26 protein-coding genes and 1 pseudogene are annotated in these 20,469 nt (G+C 56.9%); 11 read left to right on the forward strand and 16 right to left on the reverse strand.

The features are described from left to right. Positions 1–19: 19 nt before the first annotated feature. The 11 genes from O0879_RS23295 to O0879_RS23345 form a co-directional block, all read right to left on the reverse strand. The gene (locus O0879_RS23295) at positions 20–688 is read right to left on the reverse strand and encodes a hypothetical protein (RefSeq protein ID WP_289919014.1); all 669 of its coding nucleotides are present in this window, start codon (positions 686–688) and stop codon (positions 20–22) included. A 91-nt stretch (positions 689–779) separates the two neighbouring features. After that, positions 780–1,247 carry a phage virion morphogenesis protein gene (locus tag O0879_RS23300; protein ID WP_289919016.1) on the reverse strand — a complete coding sequence of 156 codons (468 nt, stop codon included), beginning with the start codon at positions 1,245–1,247 and terminating at the stop codon, positions 780–782. Then, complete coding sequence (locus tag O0879_RS23305; protein WP_289919017.1) at positions 1,244–1,732, reverse strand: phage tail protein; 489 nt, start codon at positions 1,730–1,732, stop codon at positions 1,244–1,246. The genes O0879_RS23300 and O0879_RS23305 overlap by 4 nt, the downstream gene beginning before the upstream one ends. Next, positions 1,716–2,228 (reverse strand): lysis system i-spanin subunit Rz, encoded by a 513-nt coding sequence (locus tag O0879_RS23310; RefSeq protein WP_289919018.1) that lies wholly within the window; start codon positions 2,226–2,228, stop codon positions 1,716–1,718. The genes O0879_RS23305 and O0879_RS23310 overlap by 17 nt, the downstream gene beginning before the upstream one ends. Next, positions 2,225–2,785, reverse strand: a complete 561-nt coding sequence (locus O0879_RS23315) for a glycosyl hydrolase 108 family protein (protein ID WP_289919019.1) — start codon at positions 2,783–2,785, stop codon at positions 2,225–2,227. Before O0879_RS23315 ends, O0879_RS23310 begins: the two co-directional genes overlap by 4 nt. Next, on the reverse strand, positions 2,785–3,156 hold the full coding sequence (locus O0879_RS23320) for a hypothetical protein (protein ID WP_099388137.1): 372 nt from the start codon (positions 3,154–3,156) through the stop codon (positions 2,785–2,787). The genes O0879_RS23315 and O0879_RS23320 overlap by 1 nt, the downstream gene beginning before the upstream one ends. 65 nt (positions 3,157–3,221) lie before the next feature. After that, positions 3,222–3,437: a tail protein X gene (locus O0879_RS23325; RefSeq protein ID WP_289919020.1), complete on the reverse strand. Its 216-nt coding sequence runs from the start codon at positions 3,435–3,437 to the stop codon at positions 3,222–3,224. Beyond that, positions 3,437–3,940 (reverse strand): head completion/stabilization protein, encoded by a 504-nt coding sequence (locus O0879_RS23330; protein WP_289919021.1) that lies wholly within the window; start codon positions 3,938–3,940, stop codon positions 3,437–3,439. Before O0879_RS23330 ends, O0879_RS23325 begins: the two co-directional genes overlap by 1 nt. 105 nt (positions 3,941–4,045) lie before the next feature. Further along, complete coding sequence (gene gpM / locus O0879_RS23335; protein ID WP_289919023.1) at positions 4,046–4,762, reverse strand: phage terminase small subunit; 717 nt, start codon at positions 4,760–4,762, stop codon at positions 4,046–4,048. Beyond that, positions 4,762–5,781, reverse strand: a complete 1,020-nt coding sequence (locus tag O0879_RS23340) for a phage major capsid protein, P2 family (protein ID WP_289919025.1) — start codon at positions 5,779–5,781, stop codon at positions 4,762–4,764. The genes gpM and O0879_RS23340 overlap by 1 nt, the downstream gene beginning before the upstream one ends. Before the next feature lie 47 nt (positions 5,782–5,828). After that, positions 5,829–6,632, reverse strand: a complete 804-nt coding sequence (locus tag O0879_RS23345) for a GPO family capsid scaffolding protein (protein ID WP_289919027.1) — start codon at positions 6,630–6,632, stop codon at positions 5,829–5,831. A 136-nt stretch (positions 6,633–6,768) separates the two neighbouring features. Here O0879_RS23345 and O0879_RS23350 point away from each other — a divergent pair, with 136 nt between their 5' ends. From O0879_RS23350 to O0879_RS23365, 4 genes are all read left to right on the forward strand, one after another. Then, the gene (locus tag O0879_RS23350; protein ID WP_289919031.1) at positions 6,769–8,580 is read left to right on the forward strand and encodes a terminase ATPase subunit family protein; all 1,812 of its coding nucleotides are present in this window, start codon (positions 6,769–6,771) and stop codon (positions 8,578–8,580) included. Further along, entirely contained in the window at positions 8,577–9,641 is a 1,065-nt protein-coding gene (locus O0879_RS23355; RefSeq protein WP_289919033.1) for a phage portal protein, read from the forward strand. Before O0879_RS23350 ends, O0879_RS23355 begins: the two co-directional genes overlap by 4 nt. Further along, positions 9,638–9,853, forward strand: a complete 216-nt coding sequence (locus tag O0879_RS23360) for a hypothetical protein (RefSeq protein WP_289919035.1) — start codon at positions 9,638–9,640, stop codon at positions 9,851–9,853. The genes O0879_RS23355 and O0879_RS23360 overlap by 4 nt, the downstream gene beginning before the upstream one ends. A 516-nt stretch (positions 9,854–10,369) precedes the next feature. Next, the gene (locus tag O0879_RS23365; RefSeq protein WP_289919037.1) at positions 10,370–11,971 is read left to right on the forward strand and encodes a sensor domain-containing diguanylate cyclase; all 1,602 of its coding nucleotides are present in this window, start codon (positions 10,370–10,372) and stop codon (positions 11,969–11,971) included. 88 nt (positions 11,972–12,059) lie between these two features. On the opposite strand, the gene O0879_RS23370 is transcribed toward O0879_RS23365, so the two are convergent. After that, positions 12,060–12,344, reverse strand: a complete 285-nt coding sequence (locus O0879_RS23370) for a hypothetical protein (RefSeq protein WP_289919038.1) — start codon at positions 12,342–12,344, stop codon at positions 12,060–12,062. A 508-nt stretch (positions 12,345–12,852) separates the two neighbouring features. Next, complete coding sequence (locus O0879_RS23375; RefSeq protein WP_289919039.1) at positions 12,853–13,968, reverse strand: DUF3667 domain-containing protein; 1,116 nt, start codon at positions 13,966–13,968, stop codon at positions 12,853–12,855. 143 nt (positions 13,969–14,111) lie between these two features. Here O0879_RS23375 and O0879_RS23380 point away from each other — a divergent pair, with 143 nt between their 5' ends. Further along, positions 14,112–15,380, forward strand: coding sequence for a serine hydrolase domain-containing protein (locus tag O0879_RS23380; RefSeq protein ID WP_289919040.1), 1,269 nt, complete (start codon positions 14,112–14,114; stop codon positions 15,378–15,380). A 16-nt stretch (positions 15,381–15,396) separates the two neighbouring features. Here O0879_RS23380 and O0879_RS23385 read toward each other — a convergent pair. Next, positions 15,397–15,537: pseudogene (locus O0879_RS23385) on the reverse strand (PLP-dependent aminotransferase family protein); the annotation flags it as partial. 309 nt (positions 15,538–15,846) lie between these two features. On the opposite strand from O0879_RS23385, the gene O0879_RS23390 reads away from it, so the two are divergent. Together O0879_RS23390 and O0879_RS23395 are read left to right on the forward strand one after the other, a co-directional pair. After that, positions 15,847–16,086, forward strand: coding sequence for a hypothetical protein (locus O0879_RS23390; RefSeq protein WP_077401383.1), 240 nt, complete (start codon positions 15,847–15,849; stop codon positions 16,084–16,086). A 154-nt stretch (positions 16,087–16,240) separates the two neighbouring features. Next, positions 16,241–16,633 (forward strand): GFA family protein, encoded by a 393-nt coding sequence (locus O0879_RS23395; protein ID WP_077401386.1) that lies wholly within the window; start codon positions 16,241–16,243, stop codon positions 16,631–16,633. Positions 16,634–16,870: 237 nt separating this feature from the next. Here the strand turns inward: O0879_RS23395 and O0879_RS23400 are convergent, their stop codons facing one another. Both O0879_RS23400 and O0879_RS23405 read right to left on the reverse strand, forming a co-directional pair. Beyond that, entirely contained in the window at positions 16,871–17,218 is a 348-nt protein-coding gene (locus tag O0879_RS23400) for a hypothetical protein (RefSeq protein WP_289919043.1), read from the reverse strand. 118 nt (positions 17,219–17,336) lie between these two features. Then, on the reverse strand, positions 17,337–18,083 hold the full coding sequence (locus O0879_RS23405; RefSeq protein ID WP_289919044.1) for a hypothetical protein: 747 nt from the start codon (positions 18,081–18,083) through the stop codon (positions 17,337–17,339). Positions 18,084–18,427: 344 nt separating this feature from the next. On the opposite strand from O0879_RS23405, the gene O0879_RS23410 reads away from it, so the two are divergent. The 4 genes from O0879_RS23410 to O0879_RS23425 all read left to right on the forward strand — a co-directional run bounded on the left by O0879_RS23410 (position 18,428) and on the right by O0879_RS23425 (position 20,297). Further along, on the forward strand, positions 18,428–18,835 hold the full coding sequence (locus tag O0879_RS23410; protein ID WP_289919046.1) for a GNAT family N-acetyltransferase: 408 nt from the start codon (positions 18,428–18,430) through the stop codon (positions 18,833–18,835). 28 nt (positions 18,836–18,863) lie between these two features. After that, on the forward strand, positions 18,864–19,310 hold the full coding sequence (locus tag O0879_RS23415; protein ID WP_289919048.1) for a hypothetical protein: 447 nt from the start codon (positions 18,864–18,866) through the stop codon (positions 19,308–19,310). Between the two features lie 105 nt (positions 19,311–19,415). Then, positions 19,416–19,979, forward strand: coding sequence for a hypothetical protein (locus O0879_RS23420; RefSeq protein ID WP_289919050.1), 564 nt, complete (start codon positions 19,416–19,418; stop codon positions 19,977–19,979). A 9-nt stretch (positions 19,980–19,988) separates the two neighbouring features. Next, entirely contained in the window at positions 19,989–20,297 is a 309-nt protein-coding gene (locus O0879_RS23425) for a hypothetical protein (protein ID WP_289919053.1), read from the forward strand. Positions 20,298–20,469: the final 172 nt, after the last annotated feature.

Here is a 20,469-nt window from a genome sequence, read left to right on the forward strand (position 1 = left end):
TTTTCAGAAAATGATAAAATTATTTTTTCAGCCAATGGTCAAGGCCAAGAGGCATTACTTCTTCTTTCATTATTTTATCGCTAAGTAATTGTATTTTCTTTAAAACAACTTCCCTCATGCTTTCAACCACTTCCTTGAAGTCTATGCCGCCTTCTTTTGTAATAAATAGATCTGGTTGATATAATTCTCTATATAGTTGAGGATAAGTTTCCCCTTTTTTTACCCTAGGTAAGACGACCGCAATTCCTACACTTTCAAGATTTTTTGCCCCACTATGGGCAGCAAAATTATTTCGATAATTTAATAAGTCATCGTGTTTTAATCGGTATTTTTCTTCAACTTGCTTCCTTTCTAATTTAACTGGTCTACCTTCGCACCTAGTGAAACATTTACCATAAAATGTTAATGCGGCGACAAATAGTCCTTTGATAACATTATACATTTTTCTATCTTTTGCTAAGATATGGCCCTTAATCTCTATTTCGTTCGCACGCAAAGAATCGATCTCGGCTAACCAAACTCCAACGCTGCGAAGGTCTTTCTCAATCAATGCATATCCTGCAAGTTGTCGACTCAGCCTTGTATCAATCGGAACACGTTTGCAAGGTTTTCGATTATATGTATAAAAACGGTGTACTTTTCCAGATTCTGGCTCTACAACTTCTTGTACTTGAATGGTATTTTTCACTACTTTTCCCTTGGAAACCCTGAAATAGGTAGTATCGTTTTATGTTAAATAATAGTCAATGATGTACTTTGAAAGTAAGTGATTTCTATTTTCATAATTCTGACATGTGGAGCAACAATGATTCTCTTATTAGTGTTTTGTCAAGAATATTCATGCCTAACAACTGTCGTGCAGGATATGTATAACTCGTACCCCTCTTCGTGACTTTATCCGTCAGGCCATCTTGATGCACCCGCGCCACGCGCGCCACCCAGCCAAAGAAACCGACCTCAATCTGGTTGCCTGTCGCCTTTGCTTTCAGGTGCTTGGCGCTACGAATCTTGGCGAACATGGCCGCCTTTTGCCGCTTGATCCGCCCATTCTTCCCCTTGAATTCTTTGCGCCGCTTGCGCGCCGGGTAGGCCGTGCCATCCGGTCCCTGCTGCGCCTTGATCCGCTGCGCCTGGCTGCGGCGCAGGTCGATGGCCACCTTGTGATTGATGGCGCGGCGCTGGGCTGGCTGCAGCTTGGCCAGTAGGGCGCCGGCCCATGTTTCCAGCGCGTGCAGGTCGTCGCTCATGGCGTGGCCTCGGGCGTGCGCCATTCGGCCAGCAGGGTCTCGCCGGCATACAGCTTCCAGAACTCGTCCGCGTAGGCCGGCATGTGCTGTATCTCGGCCAGGTGCTTGATGTCGAGGCGCCCGGCCTCGCCGGTCTTGACGGCCACGCGCTCGGTCAAGTCGAGCTTGATCGAAATATCCACCGTTTCATGGTTATTGAAGTCCACCTCGAAGGCAATGCCGTGCTTGCGTGTTTCCTCGTTGGCCATCAGGTCGAGCTGGTGGACTTTGAGCCAGGCGATCAGGGCCACCATGATGGCATCCGCGTCGCCCGCGTAGTCGGTGACGATCAGGTTGAGCTTGAAGCGGTATTCGAAGGAGAGGGAGGAGGTGGCCGATGCCACCACGTTGCCCTCGTCGGCGAAGACCAGCAGGCGGTCGGGGTCGCGCTGCAGGTCGGGGATGGCGGCGGCCAGGTGCTGGCGCAGGCTATTCGGTTTGTACATGGTAGGTGTCTCGTACTAGGTTGTAGGCGTCGATGCAGGCGTTCAGTTGGCGGGCGGTGTCGTCGCCGTCGCCGGCAATGGCGTCAAGAGCTGCCGCAGTCGCTGGGTCAAGTTCGGCGCGCGCTTCAATCCGATGGCCTGCGGCAGCGGTGGTATCTGCAGTTGCGGCGCACTGGCCGCTGGCGACGGGGATTGACAGGCGCACAGCGCCGCTGCGCACGTCAGCGTTAAAACGGTCACGCTCGGTTTTCGCATGGGTTTGCTCCTGGGTGAGGTGGTCGGCGCGCTGTACCAGGGCGGCGCCGGCGGCGCGCTCCAGCGTCAGCACGCGGGCAGTGGCCTGGGCCAGTGCGCTGGCGGCGGTGCTTTTGTTGGTGGCGGCCGCGCGCTGTAATTCGGCGATGTTGGCGTCCTTGCGCCATCCCTGCGCTGTCCAGCCCGCGATGGCGCCGCATAGCAGGCAGGCGGCCAGCGGGCGCCAGGTGGTCGTGCTCACATGGCCACCCGATCCTTGATCCAGCCGAACAGAAAACGGCGCTGGGTCTTGTTGGCCTCGGTGATGTCCAGGTAGCGTGCCGCCTGCAAGCCGTTCAAGGCGCGCAGCAGCACGGTGGCGCCATCCTGGCCGCGCCATGTCAGGAAGGATGCAAGCGCTCCCAGCGACTGCGCGCCCAGGCGACCGTCGACAAACAGGGCGGGGTAGCGGGCGCCCGTGTCGTTGAAACCGTTCAGCCAGCGCTGCAGGAACTCGGCCGCGCGGTGCGGCCCCATGTTCACGCCCGTGTCGATCACTTCGGCGCCGATGCCGGCATGCAGGGCCAGCACCTGGTCGAACTTGGGTTCCGTGATGTAGCGCGCCGTGTAGATAGCGCGCGCCATCGTAACGGGCAAATCTCGCATTGGCCCCGTGTAGTCGTTGGCGCGCGCCACGGCCACCGTGATGCCGTAATTGGTTTCGCCGCCCTTGTCTTGCGGGTCGTTCACGTAGCCGCCTTCGGCGTGCAGGATGGCGTCGATGACGCGCGCAATCAGGGGATTTTCCATGGTGGCCATCAATGCTCCTTCGCGTCTTTGACCAGCTCGGCGATGTCCTTGTCGCTGCGGCGCTGGAACCACAGGGCCACTGCGCGCGATACCCACCAGCCGGGCGCGCCGACGATCAGGTCGATGGCGCTGGCGTTGACCATGGCGCCGATGGCGGGGAGCTGGGCGCACAGCAGCTGGTATGCGGTGCCGCCCAGCAGGCACGAGAACACGCCTGCGCAGGCCAGGCGGGCGACAAACTCGCCCTTGTTGAAGGTGCCGTCGCTGTTCAGCGGCGGCAGTACGATGTACAACATGGCGGCGCCGACCATGCCCAGCGCCGCCTTGAAGCCGTACAGTTTGACCAGGGTGGCGAAACCACCAAACGATTCTGCGGACATTGCTTGATTCTCCGGTGAGAGGGGTGATAGATTTTTCATGATGGATAAAAGGGGTAGTGCGACGGTTAATCCCATAGCTGCACAAGATCGACTGCGGGCACCTGGCCCGTGCCGGGCGCCGGCTCGGGCAGGGTGACGACCAGGCCGGCAGGTAGCACAGCGCCGTGGCGTGCCAGCGCGGGATTCATTTCCAGGGTTTGCTCGACGTATCCCGCGCCGTCGCCCAGGTAGCGCCACACCAGGGCGTCTACGGTGTCATGTTGCTGCGTGCGTACCTGCATCAGATCAATTCCACGGTCAGGTGCGTGCGGCCGACGATATCGGCGATGGCCCACTGCGCATTGCGCCGCTGCGCGCCGGGTGCCTCGTCCAGCCATTCCATGCTTTTCTTGTCGCTGACGGACGTGGCCGTGCTGTCGTAATCGCGGTAACGCTCGATCAGGTCCGCTTTCGCCGTGCTGTAGACAGCGCGCCGGTACTGCGCCAGCAAACGGGACTCGCGGTTGATGCGCGCGGCCGGCACGTCCACCAGGGCGGCAATACCGGCTTGGGCATGCGTGGCCTGCCAGTCGGCCAGCTCGCGGTTGACGTGCAGGATGGCGTCCACCACGGCTTGCACCAGGCGCGCGTCGGTGACGGTGCCGTCCAGGCGCATGGCGTCGCGCATATCGGCCAGCGCAATATCGGGAAACCAGCCGTCGTTCTCGATGATGCCGATGGCCGGCGCTAGCGGCGCCGGGGAGGCGCCGTGCGGGATGGACGGGGGCAGGGCCATGAAGGACATACGGGACGCTTTCAAAAGGGGGCGGTGGACGGGGTTCATCAGGTCAATATCGTTGACGATGCGTGGCCAGAATCCCCCCGTGCCGCCGTGCTGCGGGGGATGCTCTTACGCGGAACCGGCCGCGCGCTTGAGGCGCCGTTCCAGCCGTTCCATATCTTTCTTGACGCCGCACGACTCGGACAGGGCGCGCGCGCGTTTCAGCTGGGTCATGGCCGTTTCCGCCTGCGCCACCAGCGCCGGGGCGATGTCCGTGTCGTCGGCCTGATCGAGCACGGCGATCATGGCGAGGCCAATGGCCTTGTGCAGCTTGGCGCGCGCCTGGTCGGGCGCATCGCTGGCGGCCGTCATGGCTTCGACGGCGCTCAGCACGGCCACGGCATGCTGGGGATCGTCTCCCAGCTTGCCCTGTAGGTAGGCTGCGGCGAATTCGTCCAGCATCATGGTCGGAATGTCGCGGCTGTAGGTTTCCGGCAGGGTGAAGCGATGTTCCATGCAGTAGGCGGCCATGACCAGGGCGCGGTCATATTCGCCCGTGTCGATGTGCCATACCAGCAAGGTGGCAAAGACGTCATCCTGGGCGCCCTTGCCGCCGGCCAACACGCCGTCGATCCACTGCGCATAGGTCGCCAGCATGGTGGCCTTGACCTCGATCTTGCGTTGGACCGACTGGATGGATTTCAGCTGGCGTCGATCATCGGACAGCTTATAGAGCATCAGCTCATAGGCACTGCCGGTGGTCACGCCCTGCGGCGCAGCGGCGCCGGCCGTGCGCTCGGCCAGCATGCGCGCGCGGTGGCGCAGGGCGGGGGATTGGTTGGCCATCACTTGTCTTTCAGCTCGATGTTTTCCACCAGCGCGGCCAGGCCCAGGTCTTCGATCACGTAGGCATCGTTCGACGATTCGTAATTTTCGATGCGGTCGCGCTTGGGCACGTCTTCGACGCGGCGGCGGCGCGCGCCTTCCTGGAAGTAGATCGACAGATTGTCGAAACGCGTAATCAGGATGGCGTTGTCCGGGAAGTAGGGCACGCGCGCCGCCGGCAAGCCGCCGATGCGCTTCTGGCTGATGATGATGTCGGCCGCCAGGGTTTCCGTCGGTGCCTGCTTGGTGTTGACCAATGGAAAATACTTGTCGTTCAGCAGCTTGCGCCCGACGATGGCCACCAGATTGGTATCTTCCTGATACCAGGGATCGAGCAGGTTGACGGCATCCGTCACGGCCGCGTCGAGGTTGGCATACTCGGCGCCGTCCACGTCGCCGATGACGACCTTGCCCGGCATGCCGTTGGCCACCAGGCCCAGCACGCGCTCGGGTGCCAGTTCGCGCAGGTGCTGCAGCCAGCCCTTGTTCACATCCTGCAACAGCGGGTTGGCGTCCAGATCGGTGTCGGCCATGGCTTTCACGCCATTGAAGCCGATGACGATGCGGTCGAGCGCCTGGCGGGTCAAGATGGCATTAGCCACGCGCGACTGGAAGTCGGCGAACTTGGCCCAGGCGTCCAGCTTGGCATAGTTCAAATGCGTGTCGAAGTTCGTTTGCTCGCAGCGGTATTTGGTGCCGTCCAGGGTGGACAGGTCGCGCGTCTTGCGTTCCTTGTCCTTGGTGTTGGTGCGGCCGGCAATCGGGCCGGACACGCCCAGGCCCAGCTTTTCGCCTTCCTGCTCGGTCACGCCGATGATGTTCACTTTCGACAGGAATTCGCTCGATTCCTGCATTTTCGTTTCCAGCTTTTGCTGCACGCTGGGGGTGACGCTGAACGTCTTGGCCACGTTGTCCGTGTCGTTCAGTTGGCCCAGGCGGGTTTCATACTGGCCAAAGACGTGGCGCGTTTGCTTTTTCATGAATCAGTGCTCCGTTGTTGAATGGGGTGTTGGTGGATGGCGCGCGCTTAAAACTCGGTCTGCACGGCGCCGTCGTTGCCGGTGGCGGCCGGACGGCGCGGGCCGTTGCCGGGCGCTTCGTCCATTTGCGCCTTGAAGGCGGCCAGCTCGTCCTGCGTCGCTTTCTGCGCCTTTTCCGCGGCATCGAGGCGCTTGAGGGCATCGGCATAGTTGTCGTTGGCGGTGACGACGTGGCCGGCCAGTTCCTGCACGGCTTCGCTGATGTCGGCGAACTGCGCGGCGTCGGCGCCGGATTTGTTCGAAAAGCGCGACAGCAGGTTTTTCACGGCGTCGGCCAGCTTGATGCCCTGCGGCTCGTCAAATTCCAGCGTGACCTCGACGGCCGACGTAAACAGGTTGGTGCTTTGCTGCTTGCGGCTGGCTGAGAATTGCAGCGCCTCGGTGCCCAGGCTGGCCGGGCTGTCGGTGACGCCCAGGCCGACCAGGTAGGGCTGCGACGAGTCGGCAAAGTCGGGCTGGATTTCCAGGCTGGTGTACAGCTTTTGCTTTGCCTTGTTGATGGCGATCAGCTCCGGCGTGGGTTCGATTTGCGCGAACAGGGCCAGTTTCTTGCCGCTGTCGGTGTCCACCTCTTCGGCTTTCACGGCGATCACGTCGCCGTAGGCTTTAAACGGGCCGTCGGGCAGGATGCCCCGGATGTGTTCCAGCCAGATGCGCGCGCCGTAGGTCTTCGGGTTGTAGGTGGCGGCGATTTGCTCGATGGTGGCGCGGTCGATATTGCGGCCGTCCGTGGTGGCGCCTTCGGTCGCGACGCGGAAAAACTTAGATGGCTTTGTCGATGGTTTGGACATGGTGGATGTTCTCGGTTGATCGGATAACGCCATGGTCAACGTCTTGGCGCCGCGATTCAATGCGGTGCGGGTTGCTATGGGTCATAGCGACTTTTGCCTTTCCCCGCTCCGCGCGCGCGCGGCCTACGCTGGCGGCATGCTGACAATTGAGAAAACAAGCGAACAAACCCCCGACGAGAAAATCGCCGAATTGGCCGTGCCCGAATCCGAGCCGCGCCGAGCCGCGCGCGCCCTGTACTGGAAGGGCTGGCGCATTTCGTCCATCGCCCGCCACCTCGGAATTAAGCGCAGCACCATCAATAGCTGGAAAGAGCGCGACGAGTGGGACAAGGCGCAGGCCATCGAGCACGTGGAAGCGTCGGCCGAGCTGCGCCTGGTGAAACTGATCGAAAAAGAGGTCAAGAGCGGCAGCGACTACAAGGAAATTGACTTGCTGGCGCGCACCATCGTGCAGATGGCGCGCGTGCGCCGCTATGAGCAGCCGGGCGGCAACGAGGTCGATCTCAACCCCAAGCTGGCGAACCGCAATGCGGGTCCGAAGAAGAAACCGACGCGCAACGATTTCAGCGAAGAACAGAAAATCCAGCTGCTCGACGCCTTCCAGGATTCGCTGTTCGACTATCAAAAAGTCTGGTATCGCAACGGCGACCAGCGCACGCGCGCCATTTTGAAGTCGCGCCAGATCGGCGCCACCTGGTACTTCGCGCGCGAGGCGCTGGCCGACGCGATGGAAACCGGGCGGAACCAGATTTTCCTGTCCGCATCGAAGTCGCAGGCGCACGTCTTCAAGCAATACATCGTGCAATTCGCGCGCGAAGCGGCCGGCATCGAGCTGACGGGGGATCCCATCGTGCTGCCGAACGGCGCGCACCTGTACTTCCTGGGCACGAACGCGCGCACGGCGCAGGGCTACCACGGTAATTTCTACTTCGATGAATTTTTCTGGACGCAGAATTTCCAGGAGTTGAACAAGGTGGCCTCGGGCATGGCCATCCACAAGAAATGGCGCAAGACCTACTTTTCAACGCCATCCTCGACCACGCACCAGGCTTACCCGTTCTGGACGGGCGAGCTGTTCAACAAGCGCCGCGCCAAGGCCGACCAGGTGAACATTGATGTGAGCCATGGCCGCCTGTCGTCGGGATTCACGGGCGAGGACAAAATCTGGCGCCAGATCGTCACCATCCTTGACGCCGAGCGCGGCGGCTGCAACCTGTTCGACATCGACGAACTGCGCAACTTCGAATACAGCCCCGACCAGTTCGACAACCTGCTGATGTGCAATTTTATTGACGACTCGGCCAGTGTCTTCCCGCTGGCCGAGCTGCAGCGCTGCATGGTCGATTCCTGGGTCGAATGGGATGACTACAAGCCCTTGCTGGGCCTGCGCCCGTTCGGTAACCGGCCCGTGTGGATTGGCTACGACCCGGCCTTGAACGGCGACAGCGCCGGCTGCGTCGTGCTGGCGCCGCCCATGACGGCCGGCGGCAAGTTCCGCATCCTGGAGCGCCACCAGTGGCGCGGGCAGAGCTTTGAAGACCACGCCGATGCCATCCGCCAGATGACCCAGCGCTACAACGTCGAATACATCGGCATCGACACGACCGGCATGGGTATCGGCGTGCTGCCCATCGTGCGTGGCTTCTTCCCGGCCGTCACGCCGCTGAACTACTCGCCCGAAGTCAAGACCCGCATGGTCTTGAAGGCCAAAAACATCATCAGCAAGGGCCGGCTGGAGTTTGACGCCGGCTGGACGGACATCGCGCAGTCCTTCATGGCCATCCACAAGACCCTGACCCCCAGCGGGCGGCACGTGACCTATGTCGCCGGCCGCAGCGACGAAACCGGCCACGCCGATCTGGCGTGGGCCTGCATGCACGCCCTCGATCACGAGCCGTTCGAAGGCACCACCGACAACCATCACTCTTTCATGGAGATTTATTCTTGAGAAAAGCACGACACTTGCGCGCGCGCGGCCAGCAGGCCCAGGGCGCCCCATCAACAGCGGCCACGGCGCCGGCCGCCGCCGGCATCGAGGCGTTTTCCTTCGGCGACCCCACGCCCGTGCTCGAGCACGCCGATATCCTCGATTGCTTCGAATGCTGGAAGAACGGCCACTGGTATGAGCCGCCCGTCAACCTGGCGGGCCTGGCCAAGTCCTTCAATGCCGGCGTGCACCACAGCAGCGCGATCCACTTCAAGGCCAACGTGCTGGCGTCCACCCTGATTCCCAGCAAGTACCTGTCGCGCGACGCTTTTAAACGCATGGCCCTGGACTTCCTGACGTTTGGCAACGCCTACCTGGAAGACCGGCCCAGCCGCAGCGGCAAGGCGCTGGCGTACCAGCACGCGCTGGCCAAGTACATGCGGCGCGGCGTCGATCTGGACACGTATTTCTTCGTCAACGGCTACCAAGCCGTGCACCAGTTCGACAAGGGCCGCGTCTTTCACCTGATGGAGCCGGACGTGAACCAGGAGTTGTATGGCGTGCCGCAGTACCTGAGCGCGCTGCAGTCGGCCTGGCTCAACGAGGCGGCCACCCTGTTCCGTCGCAAGTATTACAAGAACGGCTCACACGCCGGCTTCGTGTTCTACATGACGGACGCGGCCGCCAACACCCAGGACGTGGACAACCTGCGCCAGGCCATGCGCGACAGCAAGGGGCCGGGTAACTTCCGCAACCTGTTCATGTACGCGCCGAACGGCAAGAAGGACGGCATCCAGATTCTGCCGGTGTCGGACGTGGCCGCCAAGGACGAGTTTTTCAACATCAAGAGCGTCACGCGCGACGACCAGCTGGCTGCGCACCGCGTGCCGCCCCAGCTGATGGGCATCCTGCCGAACAATGCCGGCGGCTTCGGCGCCGTCGAACCGGCCGCGCGTGTCTTCGCGCGTAACGAGCTGGTGCCGCTGCAGGCGCAGTTCATGGCGATCAACGAGTGGGCCGGCGTGGAAGTGGTGAAGTTCGCCCCGTATGACCTGGCCACGGGCGGGGAGGGCGCGGCATGAGCGATCACATCGACAACACGGACAAGATCATCTTCGCCGAGGTGGCGCGCGGCCTGGCCGCCGTGCGCCGCCGGCCTGGCTTGGCGCCGCATGGCTGCTGCCACTACTGCGACGAGGCGCTGGCGCCCGCGCTGCTGTTCTGCGATGTGGACTGCCGCGACGACTACGACAAGGAACAGGCGGCGATGATCCGCGCCGGCCGCCCAGGATGACCGCCACGCCGCGATAGCCGGCAGGGTGGAGCCGCGACAGCCCAGCCGCGCCGGAACGCCCCAGCGACCGCACAAGCCGCCCACGAGGCGGCTTTTTCACGTCTTGATGATTGATGTTGCTCCAGATGCAAGAAAAAGTCCCATTTCGGCCCGGCGCGCGCAGTTGTCCCCCCTCCACACCTGCCCGCTAGTTAGGGGTCTTTTGACTCAAATTTGCGCCATGGCCGAAGGCGCATGAGGACTGGCGCGGCGGGGCGAAGAGGGATCATGCGATTTGACGCATTTTGACGCAGTTTTTCGCCAATTTGAGTTTGTGCGCGGAATGTTCTCCCGTTTGTGGCCAGATTGCCCTGCAACCCAATTTTTACAAAAAATGTGGACTGTTCGACATCCATTCGAGATTGTGAGGTGGTAGTGTTGTTTTTAACTTTTTTACATCTTATTTGTTACGATGTGTGAGTATTTGGAGCGCTATTTGGCGCACAATCTTTTCCACATGTAAATGGGAGTTGTTCCATGGCCGATTCAAATAGCTTGCCGGCGCGGATGATGGGCTCGGGCTTCAAGCGCTTTTCCTTGTTACCGGTGGCGATCACATTTGTTGTCGTGGTTTGTATGTCACTTCTTGCAATTCAGGTCTGGATGGCATGGCGTGCAAGAGACGTGCAGCTAAGCGAAGCCGCCCGGGAAAGTGCTAATCTGGCGCAGTCGGTAGCCCAGCATGCCTATGACACGATCAAAGAAACTGATACCGCATTGATTGGGTTGGTAGAGCGTATAGAGAAGGATGGAACCTCTGACCTTGAACTGACCCGTATTCATGATCTACTGGTTATGCGCGTGGCGGAGTTACCCCAGTTGCATGGAGTGTTCGTTTATGCCAAAGATGGTAGCTGGCTGGTCAATTCTCAGAAAGTGTTGCTAAAGAATTTGAATAATGCTGATCGAGAGTATTTTAAGTACCATAGAAATAATACCGAACGTGGCCCGTATATCGGTCCGCCTGTACGCAGCAAGTCGACTGGCGATTGGATTATTACTGTATCGCGTCGCATTAATCTTCCTGATGGAAGTTTCGGCGGTGTTGCCCTTGCTACAATTGATATGAAATATTTCAAAGTATTTTATGATAAATTTTCGATAGGTAAGCGAGGAGCAATTTTTATCGCAAGTGGAAAAGGCATACTTTTATTGAGAAGGCCATTTGATGAAAAAATGCTTGGACAAGATATATCGCAGTTCCCATTGTTTAAGGATTATCTTTCAAAAGGGCCGATAGGCACGGCATCCATAAAATCGAGATTGGACGGGGTTACACGAATCAATAGCTATAGAAGGGTTGAGGAATACCCTTTGGCCGTCTCCGCTGCATTGTCGCAAGATGAAGTGTTGGCGAATTGGCGCAGTGATGTTTATCTTCAGTTTTTGGTTGGCGGGATTTTGGTATTGCTCATTTCCTACCTTGGTTATCGTATGGCGAAGCAAATAAATCTGCGTTCAAAAACTGAGCAAAAGTTAATGTTGGCTGGAATTGAGTTGGAATTGATTAATGAAACTTTGTCTCGGCTTGCTAATCAGGATGGGTTGACGGGACTAGCAAATCGGCGTCATTTTGACGAGTCGTTAATGGGAGAGTTTAATCGTGCGCAGCGTGGGGAAAGTTCGCTTGGATTAATTATGATCGATGTTGATTTCTTTAAAAGATACAACGATATTTATGGTCATGTGGCCGGCGATGAGTGTTTAAGAAAAATTGGCAAGGTGCTGGCTTATAGTATGCGCCGACCAGGTGATCTTGCCGCCCGCTATGGTGGTGAGGAGATGGTCGTGTTGCTACCCGGAAGCGACCTCGCCGGAACATTGGCAGTTGCCGAGAGTATTCGTGGCGCTGTTCAATCGATGGAAATTGCACATACTGGAAATCCGCTTGGGATTGTGACCGTGAGTATCGGTGTGGAGGCTTTTTCTCCGATTTATTTAGAAAACCAGCCTATTGAGTTGGTCGAGGCCGCCGACAAGGCATTGTATAAAGCGAAAGAATCGGGGAGAAATCAGGTTCGTTGTGCGCCTTCTCGCCGGGGGCACGCAACGGGAGAAAATCTCTCGGCTTTTAGTTGATAGCTTTGCTTTTCAAATTTGATAGGAGTGTGGGAGTGCTCGCGGATAATAATGGACGACAGCAATTCTTGCATCTTAATTTGGTTGCTCAGTAGGACTGGTTTTGGGCTGTGTCTTCCATCTGTGCATCCAGAAGTGGCCCAAGCGCGTCGCTCTGCATCAGCTCCTGAACATAGGCTAGAGCCTCGATTTTTATCGCTTGGATTGATTTTAGCGCCCCTGGCGTCTCGATACACAATGCTGGGTCAAGTACAGCTCCGTTGTCACCTCGCTGTGAAATCCAAATCAGTCCCCGATAGCGCCCATCAACCGAGAGGGCGGTGGAGATGACGAAAGTATAACCATTAAGTTGATGCTTATTGTTGAGGTGCATAGCATGGACTCCCACCTTCCGATTGAGGTTCCATTCTACAAGTTGATCTTGGTTGATGATTGACGAAGGTTTGATTTACATCAGCAAAATGTAGTCTTTTAAGTGGCAACGTGGAATGTTGTTGAGCTGTGTCCTTTTGCTCTATGCTTATCGCCCCCCCTCTGATTCCATGTGTTATATGGCTGCGAGAGTTAGTTGCCTACATACTTGAGCATCCGACTATGTGCTGATCCAGCTCCAGCAGCGTGATATTTTTCGCTAAGTATTTTTTTTGCCGATATTCGTTCGTAGGTATTTCTGTAGGTACAGTTTTTGAGTGTTGACTGAAGAGTCTTATGATTCCTAGCTATTCGCATTACACCGCTTCCGCCAGGAAATAAAGAAACCGCCTTCGGGCGGTTTTTTATTGTCTAGCGGAAACGAGCAGGGCGGCGTCCTGCGTATGAGATTCAAAGGGCTGGGCCTACCTGCCCAGCCCGCCCCGAATCCTCCCCCTGTTTTTATGACCCTAATGCACGCTCTTCATCAACACCAGCACGAGGAACACGCAAAACACGATGTTGGCCACTACCAGCAGCATGCAAGTGCGCCACAGCGCGCCCCATTTGCCCAGGTTGTAGGTGCCGCGTAGCTGCAGAAACATGTGCAGGGGCGGCGCCAGGCACACCAGCAATCCGATCAGCCAGCCCTGGTTGAGTATCGATAGCGGTATCAGCACGGTCAACAGCAAGGACATGAAGCACAGCGAGTACAGCACGAACACCACATGCTCGTACATGGTCACGCCAGGCTTCCAGAAAAACATCAGCCACATGAAGGGCAGCGAGATCGGGATCAGCAGGAATGAGAACTTGTAGATCGTGTTTTTGAGCTTGTAAAACGCCAACTCGGGATTCTCTGCGGCGTGATGAAAGCTTTTTTCCAGCTCAGGAAAGGTGGCGTCGGGATTGGGCGGGCTGGACGCGATCCTGGAGATAGTCTTGTCGAACCAACCGGGCTCTCTCAGCTCAATCGCCTCCTCACTGTTCACTTTTTCGGGCGATGCGACGTACAGCAGGCGTTGCTCGGCTTCGTGTTGCAGCTTGCGCGAAACGGCCAGCGCCTTCTCGACACCGGCGACCCCGGTATTGGCCTTGCGGGCTTCCTCCAGCGCCTGCTCATTGCGCTCGACGCGGAGCTTGTCAGACGCGGCGTGGTTGGTCAGCGAGGCGATATTGGCGTCGCGGCTGAGAAGCTGGCCGCTGCCGAACGAGGTGACGAAGAAGGTCAGGAAGACCATGAACAGGAACAGCGCCAGCGGCGAAACATAGTTCTTGTGCTGGCCGTCGATGTAGCGGCGCGTCAGGCGGCCCGGAAAGGCCACCAGCAGCGGGAGCGTCTTCCAAGCCTTGGCGTCGAAGTGCAGGATGCCGTGCACGACTTCTTCGGTCAGGTGCAGCAGCGAATGGTGGATGTGGGCCGGCTGACCGCAGGCCTGGCAAAACGCGCCGGCCAGCGGCGCCTGGCGGTTGGCGCAGTTCGCCGAGGGCGCGGCACTGGCCGGCTGCGGCGTTTGATCGCCCGCGATCTCGCTGGCCGTCACATCTGCCATCGTCAGGGCGCCGGCCGCTTTCTGGTCACTCATCGTGCATCTCCCACCAGGAAAATGGCTGATTGTGCAACAAGGCGACTGTATGTTCAAGTAAATACTGGCAAAAACGGCAATCCGTTCGACCAGCCCGGTGCGTGCTAAAAAAACGACGTTTTTCTTCCGCTTGTCCGCCGAAAATGCAGTTCGTCGCAAGCCGCTGGTTCTTTGCCGTCATCCTCTTTATCTTCCTTACTGAGCTGGCGCGAACGGTCGCGCTGCCGAGCCACTTTCAACGGGATATCCATATGTCGAAACTTTACTCGCGTCGCCTCGCCTCACCGCTGCTGCTGACACTGCTTTTGGTGCTGCAAGCTCCCGCCAGCCATGCTGACTCCGCCGCCACCGCCGCTCCTGCAAGCGTCACTGGGGCCAGCGAAGAACTGGCGCTGGCCGCACGTATCGACAGCGAGATCGCGCCCCTGTTCAAGGCAAACGAGCCTGGCGCCACTGTCATCGTCACGCAGGCCGGCCTTACCGTGTTTCGCAAGGCGTATGGCATGGCCGATGTGGCCAAGGGCCTGCCCATGACCCCGGACACCGTGATGCGCATCGCTTCAATCAGCAAACAGTTCACCGCCACCGGCATCCTGATGCTGGCGGATGAAGGCAAGCTGGCTTTGGACGACGACATCCAGAAGTTCCTTCCCGACTACCCCAGCGGTGGCAAGCGCATTACGATCGAGCATCTGCTGACGCATACCTCGGGCATCGCAAACTTTACCAACAAGCCGACCTTTGAGGCGGGAATGAATACGGATCAGACGGTGACTCAGATGATAGACAGCTTCAAGAACGATGCGCTCCAGTTCGAGCCAGGCACGCGCTATGCGTACAGTAATTCAGGTTACTTCTTGCTGGGTGCAATTATCGAAAAGGTATCAGGCCTGTCGTATGCCAAATTCGTCGAGCAGCGCATCTTCGTGCCGCTCGGTATGCGCGACAGCGCGTACGAAGGCCATGAGCGTGGCAGTGCGATGCGCGCCAAGGGCTATACGCGCAGCAGTGCCGGCTCCGGCTTCGAACCAGGCAAGGCGGTCAGCATGACGCTGCCGTATGCGGCCGGAGCGCTCGTGTCCACGGTGGACGACCTGGCGCGCTGGGATGCCGCCGTCAGCGCCGGCACACTGCTTAAGCCTCCCAGCCAGCAGAAAGCGTTTACCGCCCATGTCCTGGCCGACGGCAAAAGTGTTCCCTATGGCTACGGATGGAGCGTGCGCAAGATGCGCGGCATGCCAATGCAGTCACATGGCGGCGGCATTCCCGGCTTTTCCACCTACGCATTGCGTCTGCCCGAGAAACAGCTGTATGTGGCGGTGCTGACCAATGCTGACAGGGGCCTCCCGGGGGCCGAAATGATTGCGATGAAGGCGGCGACTATTGCAGTTGGCAATGGTTTTCCTGAGTAATTCGAGGGGGACGCACACGTGCCGCCAACCGGCGCTGCGGAGGCGGGCGGTCACCCGGTGTCAGCGATCCTTCCGCCACCGCCGCCTGCAACGCCTCCGCAACCCGCAAAAAACGTGGCCCATTATTCCCGGCCAGGCGCGGCAAGCAGATGGTCAGGTTTCAATCTTGTATGGTTTGCAACTGGGACATTTTGTCTCAATGTATGGATATTGTTTTAAAGTAGTATGTGTCAGAACCTGCAGCAACACCATCCTTGCATGGCCGTCGCTGACGTTTTCACCTCGCTCATCCGCATTCGGCAAATCACGGCGCTCGGTGCTCTTGATATTTCATAGCTGGCTATAATGAAAGAGTCACGCAGGATGCCCTGGGGGATGGTTTGAACAGAAGTTGCGGAAGCAGCGTTTTGGGGAAGTGCTCCTCACGATAGACAGTATCAAGTAATAAAACCTGGAAATACTCAAAATGATGGATTGGACCCCTATAGTCTTCGTTACGTTCAAGGCTCTCGTGCTTTGCACGGGCATGTTCTTCGCCATCAAGTGGCATTACGATCAAGGGAAGAAGGGGAAAGAGCAGGAGGCGCGCGCGGTGCTGCGCGCGGGCGGCAAGGTGGCCGCACTCTTCGTGCTCACGCTCCTGGGCCTGGGGCTCGTCACCTTCTTCGTCGTCAAGATGGTCGGTCTGGAGATGATCTGGCCCTGATGGCCAAGAATAGTCTGCCGATATCCGGTGATGCGGCAGCAATTCCCCGCTGCGCGGCAGCCTTGCGCGCGCGGTACTTTCTGAATCATGTGCGCCTTGTCTTTTTGGAAATACTGTGTAAAAATACAGTGTCAACTTTCAAAAAGGACTCCTCATGATCAAAGGCAGTTGCTGCTGTGGCTCGGTAAAGTTTGAATTGGCATCCCCCCCGGGCATGATGGGCATGTGTCACTGTTCCCGTTGCCGGAAGGCCGGAGCGAGCGCCCTGGCCTTCGTTGATAAAAATTCATTTACCTTGCTGGCGGGACGGGAATTCATTCAACGTTATGAGCCGGAGCCTCCGTTTACATATGCAAGAACTTTTTGCAAAAAATGCGGAACTTCTTTAGGGGAAATTGGCTCAGAGAATGATTCATTTCCAATCTCAGTCAATTGCCTGGATGATGACCCTGAAGCAAGAATACAATTCCATGTGCATGTTGGCTCCAAGCCTGCATGGTATGAGATTTGTGATAGTGCAAAACAGTTTCAGGAAAGTCCGACATAATAAGAAAAGCCAGTCATTTGACTGGCTTTTTTATCGCATGTTGTCAGGTCAGGTGCGGGAGGATTGCTTTTATTTGTCCATGGCCCAATTGCCTTGATATCTATTTCGTGGCTTGCTTTTCAATTGAGCCGGCATCGACGACGTCCAACGCCTTTGTCCATGCGCCAATGGCAGAACTGGCCCTCGCGCCCATTCGACCTTGGCTTCCCAAGCGATCATTTATGCGCGATGCCCCCTTTAACGGCTAACTGGCACGAACACTTCCCATTTATGCTGTATCGCGGGATTGACGGTCTTGGCGCAACTCACGGCAACATTGAATCCAGACAGGCCGTGGCTTTTCGGAACCCATGCGGCACGCAAAGGCGCTGCGCATTTGGTAACCAGAATCTTCCGGTTCGGCTGCATGACTTGCCATCTTGTTCCATTTTTGAGATTTTCTGCTGCAATAAACTTGACGGCAGCATCCCTTATCTCAAACAAGCCATGTATGTCGCCTCGTGTCCGATCCTCGTCTATTGTGGTCGCGAGTGCCGGTGAAATACCGGCAACAAGAAAAAAAGAAACGACAAGGGGGGCGTACATGCGTTCATTCAATTGTGAGGGTAGCAATATATTTACATCCTGCCAGGTCTATTCGATATTGGATAGGAAGGGGCATCGCCAGGCATGTGCGCATTGGCGAATTTTCAGCGTGACGCAGTCAGGCTTCTTCGCCCCGTCGATAGGTGAATTGTTGACGGCTAACCCCCTGGGTGACAAAGTCAGCATCCGGCGGTATCGTTTCCCAGAAAAATTCCCGCTGAAAGATCGGGATCTTGTTGAATTTTCGCGAACGGAATATCCATCTGTTTTTCGTGAAATCGCTGTAGCGGTCGCCTTTGAACTGCTTGTGTACAGCTGTGAAAGGAAGCAAATTTTCCGCGATATCCGGGAAAGCCAGGCTCGGGTTGTCGTCCTTGAATTTCTCAAAAATGCCAAACTGATCTCTGCAGATGACTTGAATGGCAGTCTCTGGAAAACGATGGCGTGGAGACCATAGGACGTTCCAGCCTGATTCTATTTCATTGATGAAATTTGCCAGGTGCGGCGACATAATATAGGCGTCCGACTCGATGTGGATGATTTTATCGACGCCTAATTCATTTGCCACATTGATGGAGTGGAGAAAGCTCCGCCACCAGCCAGGATAATCAATCCCGCTTTGTCGCCCCAGATTGTTATCGAAGCGAATGATGAGATTTTTCTCGTCATTTGAAATCAGCGTATCTTTATGGGAAACCGTCTTGATGATTTCGGCAGGTGGAAGAAATGGCGAACCATCGTCAATCATTATTTTTTTTATTGCATTGATTGGTATGTTTTCGTAGTAGTCGAGCCACCGTTGATACCGGCTTTCCCAGGATGGCGCATCTTTTATGAAACTGGTGCAGAATATAATGGCTTTCATTGGCTAAGCACATTCCTTGTATCTGAAAAATCCGGGTTATTTACGGGTTTATTTATTGAAATTTGCATATATTTTAACAGGTCGGAGGCGCTTGAATCAACGTACGGCATGCCGGCGAGGGAGTTGGCGGCCACCCGGTGGCATCATGGCTTCTGGCGCGCTCCGGCGCCGTCACGCCATGAACCGGCAGATCCCGCTGCCTCCGCCCGCTTGGGGCGTATCGTCAACAGGCCTGGATGACCGCTGGTTATACTATTGCATACAAGAGGTTTCTTCCCGTGCCCGCAATGGCAATATTTTGAATGCAAACGCGCCATGCGCGAACTCTTTACACCCGTGAACCAATGAAAAACATCACCGTCGAATATCGCCATAACTTCCCCCTCGATCCGCTCGATGTCGTCCGTGTCTTCGATCAATCCGGCATCAAGCGTCCGACCGCCAATCTCCCGAGAATCGCGCGCATGTTCGCCGCGCCTTGCCTCTCGCTGTCGGCCTGGGTGGATAATGAGCTGGTGGGGCTGGCTCGGTCGCTGACCGATTATGCGTATTGCTGCTATCTGTCGGACCTGGCCGTCGACCAGCGGTACCAGGGCCTGGGTATCGGCAAGGAACTTGTCAAGCGCACCCAGGCGATCATCGGCGACGACGTGTCCTTGATACTGCTCTCCGCCCCGGACGCCATGTCCTACTATCCGGCGCTTGGTTTCGAGCCTGCCGGCAACGCTTACGTCATCCGGCGCAAACATTGAGCGACCGTTTTAACAATTCCCGCACCTGATGAAACCCGTCTATACCCTCGCCGAAGCCCTGGCAAAAGATCCCGGCCGCGTCGCCAAAACCCAGGCCCTCACCCTCGACAGTGCCAGGCCCCACATGGGCCTGAAAGGCAGGCATGGCCTGTTCGCTTCCGAAGTCTGGTGGGAAAGCATCGAGGCCCAGCGCCTCCCGACGCAAACCTTGACGGGCATCATCGAACGCACGTATTTCGCGGGCCAGGACAGCCGCCGTGGCGATCAGGTCAACAGCTTCACCTTGCGCCTGGCGGATGGCTCGGCAGTGGACGAAAGCATCTACATAAACCACAAGCAAGACATCAGCCTGTTCGTGCCTGGCGCCATGGTGACGATGGTCTACGCGCAAGATGAGCTGAAGGCACAGCCGGCCGCCGACGGCGGTGTCAATGTGGCGCGTATCGTGCTGGAAGTGGCCGTTTCTACGCGATAAGGCGATTATATGCAGTTGATACGGCTACCCCAAGCCTCCTGTTTCCTGTCAAAGCTATCTCTTTAATTTTGCATTAAATTAAGGATACTTTATGGCGGAGGCGAGATGGATGACGAACTCAGCGGTGAAAAATGGGGACGAAAATTTCCAAGCAGTACTAACACGAGGGATTTATCAGGAAATTTTCGTCTGGCCGTAGAAGACTTTCTGCATGCAATGAAAGAGGCGGGGATCAGGGTTGCAATCAATGCCACTTATAGACCACCGCAACGCTCTTACCTGATGCATTATGCCTGGAGACTCGCAAGAAAACAGCTGGATCCCCAACACATCCCCAAAATGGTGGGGGTGAATATCGAGTGGGATCATGGTGAAATGGACGCATCTGTCAAGGCTGCCAAGGCGATGTTGATTGTCTTGCAGATTAATCATTTGCCCATCAAGCCTGCACTACGCTCGCAACACAATTCTGGCCTTGCGATTGATATGGATGTGATGTGGAGCGGAACGGTGGAGGTGAAAGATGCGAGCGGTAATCTGGTGAAGATTGCCACTTTGCCGAGAACCGGCATGAACAGGCAACTTATCGCGGTCGCTGCGACATATGGGGTCAAGAAATACAACGGGCCTGGAAGCGACCGGCCACACTGGTCTAATAACGGCTATTAAAGGAAAATTATGCGCGATTTTTTCCTGATAGTGCCAGTTTATTTTGTTCTCTCTTTCGCTTTTTCAGCCGAGCCACTCCCCAAGGATGTCAGCAGTTTTATCTATAACGCAGAAGCATGCGCGCACCTGGCGGGAGAGTTTGATGGGGAGCTACCCAAGCGGCAGCAGGATGACATTCTCAAGAGCATGCACCAATACTGCAAGGCGGCGAAAAATCAGCTGAGAATTCTCAAGATGAAATATCGGGGCAATGCCAGGATGATGAAGGTCATCGAGAGTAATGCGAATGATGCGGTGACCAGTTATGAAAGGGAATGATGGTTATCTTTGGATGGCATAGTCTGGTCTTTGGGTGAACGTCAGGCGCAAGCTACCGCCACAGCAATCTTCGCAAATTTGACTTGAGCAAATTTCTAGCTGAAATTGGTTTGACCTCCCCCCGCGCCAGGTCTAGAGTCGACAAGGAACCCTCAACGGAACACGATCGCCT

It is taken from the genome of Janthinobacterium sp. SUN120 (assembly GCF_030397735.1).
GTDB lineage: Bacteria > Pseudomonadota > Gammaproteobacteria > Burkholderiales > Burkholderiaceae_D > Janthinobacterium > Janthinobacterium kumbetense.

Bases quoted from the DNA above. Each gene is read 5' to 3' on its own strand.
- O0879_RS23300 (WP_289919016.1), bottom strand. From the start codon at position 1,247: ATGAGCGACGACCTGCACGCGCTGGAAACATGGGCCGGCGCCCTACTG.
- O0879_RS23305 (WP_289919017.1), bottom strand. From the start codon at position 1,732: ATGTACAAACCGAATAGCCTGCGCCAGCACCTGGCCGCCGCCATCCCC.
- O0879_RS23315 (WP_289919019.1), bottom strand. From the start codon at position 2,785: ATGGCCACCATGGAAAATCCCCTGATTGCGCGCGTCATCGACGCCATC.
- O0879_RS23320 (WP_099388137.1), bottom strand. From the start codon at position 3,156: ATGTCCGCAGAATCGTTTGGTGGTTTCGCCACCCTGGTCAAACTGTAC.
- O0879_RS23325 (WP_289919020.1), bottom strand. From the start codon at position 3,437: ATGCAGGTACGCACGCAGCAACATGACACCGTAGACGCCCTGGTGTGG.
- O0879_RS23330 (WP_289919021.1), bottom strand. From the start codon at position 3,940: ATGTCCTTCATGGCCCTGCCCCCGTCCATCCCGCACGGCGCCTCCCCG.
- gpM (WP_289919023.1), bottom strand. From the start codon at position 4,762: ATGGCCAACCAATCCCCCGCCCTGCGCCACCGCGCGCGCATGCTGGCC.
- O0879_RS23340 (WP_289919025.1), bottom strand. From the start codon at position 5,781: ATGAAAAAGCAAACGCGCCACGTCTTTGGCCAGTATGAAACCCGCCTG.
- O0879_RS23345 (WP_289919027.1), bottom strand. From the start codon at position 6,632: ATGTCCAAACCATCGACAAAGCCATCTAAGTTTTTCCGCGTCGCGACC.
- O0879_RS23350 (WP_289919031.1), top strand. From the start codon at position 6,769: ATGCTGACAATTGAGAAAACAAGCGAACAAACCCCCGACGAGAAAATC.
- O0879_RS23360 (WP_289919035.1), top strand. From the start codon at position 9,638: ATGAGCGATCACATCGACAACACGGACAAGATCATCTTCGCCGAGGTG.
- O0879_RS23365 (WP_289919037.1), top strand. From the start codon at position 10,370: ATGGCCGATTCAAATAGCTTGCCGGCGCGGATGATGGGCTCGGGCTTC.
- O0879_RS23370 (WP_289919038.1), bottom strand. From the start codon at position 12,344: ATGCACCTCAACAATAAGCATCAACTTAATGGTTATACTTTCGTCATC.
- O0879_RS23375 (WP_289919039.1), bottom strand. From the start codon at position 13,968: ATGAGTGACCAGAAAGCGGCCGGCGCCCTGACGATGGCAGATGTGACG.
- O0879_RS23380 (WP_289919040.1), top strand. From the start codon at position 14,112: ATGCAGTTCGTCGCAAGCCGCTGGTTCTTTGCCGTCATCCTCTTTATC.
- O0879_RS23390 (WP_077401383.1), top strand. From the start codon at position 15,847: ATGATGGATTGGACCCCTATAGTCTTCGTTACGTTCAAGGCTCTCGTG.
- O0879_RS23395 (WP_077401386.1), top strand. From the start codon at position 16,241: ATGATCAAAGGCAGTTGCTGCTGTGGCTCGGTAAAGTTTGAATTGGCA.
- O0879_RS23400 (WP_289919043.1), bottom strand. From the start codon at position 17,218: ATGTACGCCCCCCTTGTCGTTTCTTTTTTTCTTGTTGCCGGTATTTCA.
- O0879_RS23405 (WP_289919044.1), bottom strand. From the start codon at position 18,083: ATGAAAGCCATTATATTCTGCACCAGTTTCATAAAAGATGCGCCATCC.
- O0879_RS23410 (WP_289919046.1), top strand. From the start codon at position 18,428: ATGAAAAACATCACCGTCGAATATCGCCATAACTTCCCCCTCGATCCG.
- O0879_RS23415 (WP_289919048.1), top strand. From the start codon at position 18,864: ATGAAACCCGTCTATACCCTCGCCGAAGCCCTGGCAAAAGATCCCGGC.
- O0879_RS23420 (WP_289919050.1), top strand. From the start codon at position 19,416: ATGGATGACGAACTCAGCGGTGAAAAATGGGGACGAAAATTTCCAAGC.
- O0879_RS23425 (WP_289919053.1), top strand. From the start codon at position 19,989: ATGCGCGATTTTTTCCTGATAGTGCCAGTTTATTTTGTTCTCTCTTTC.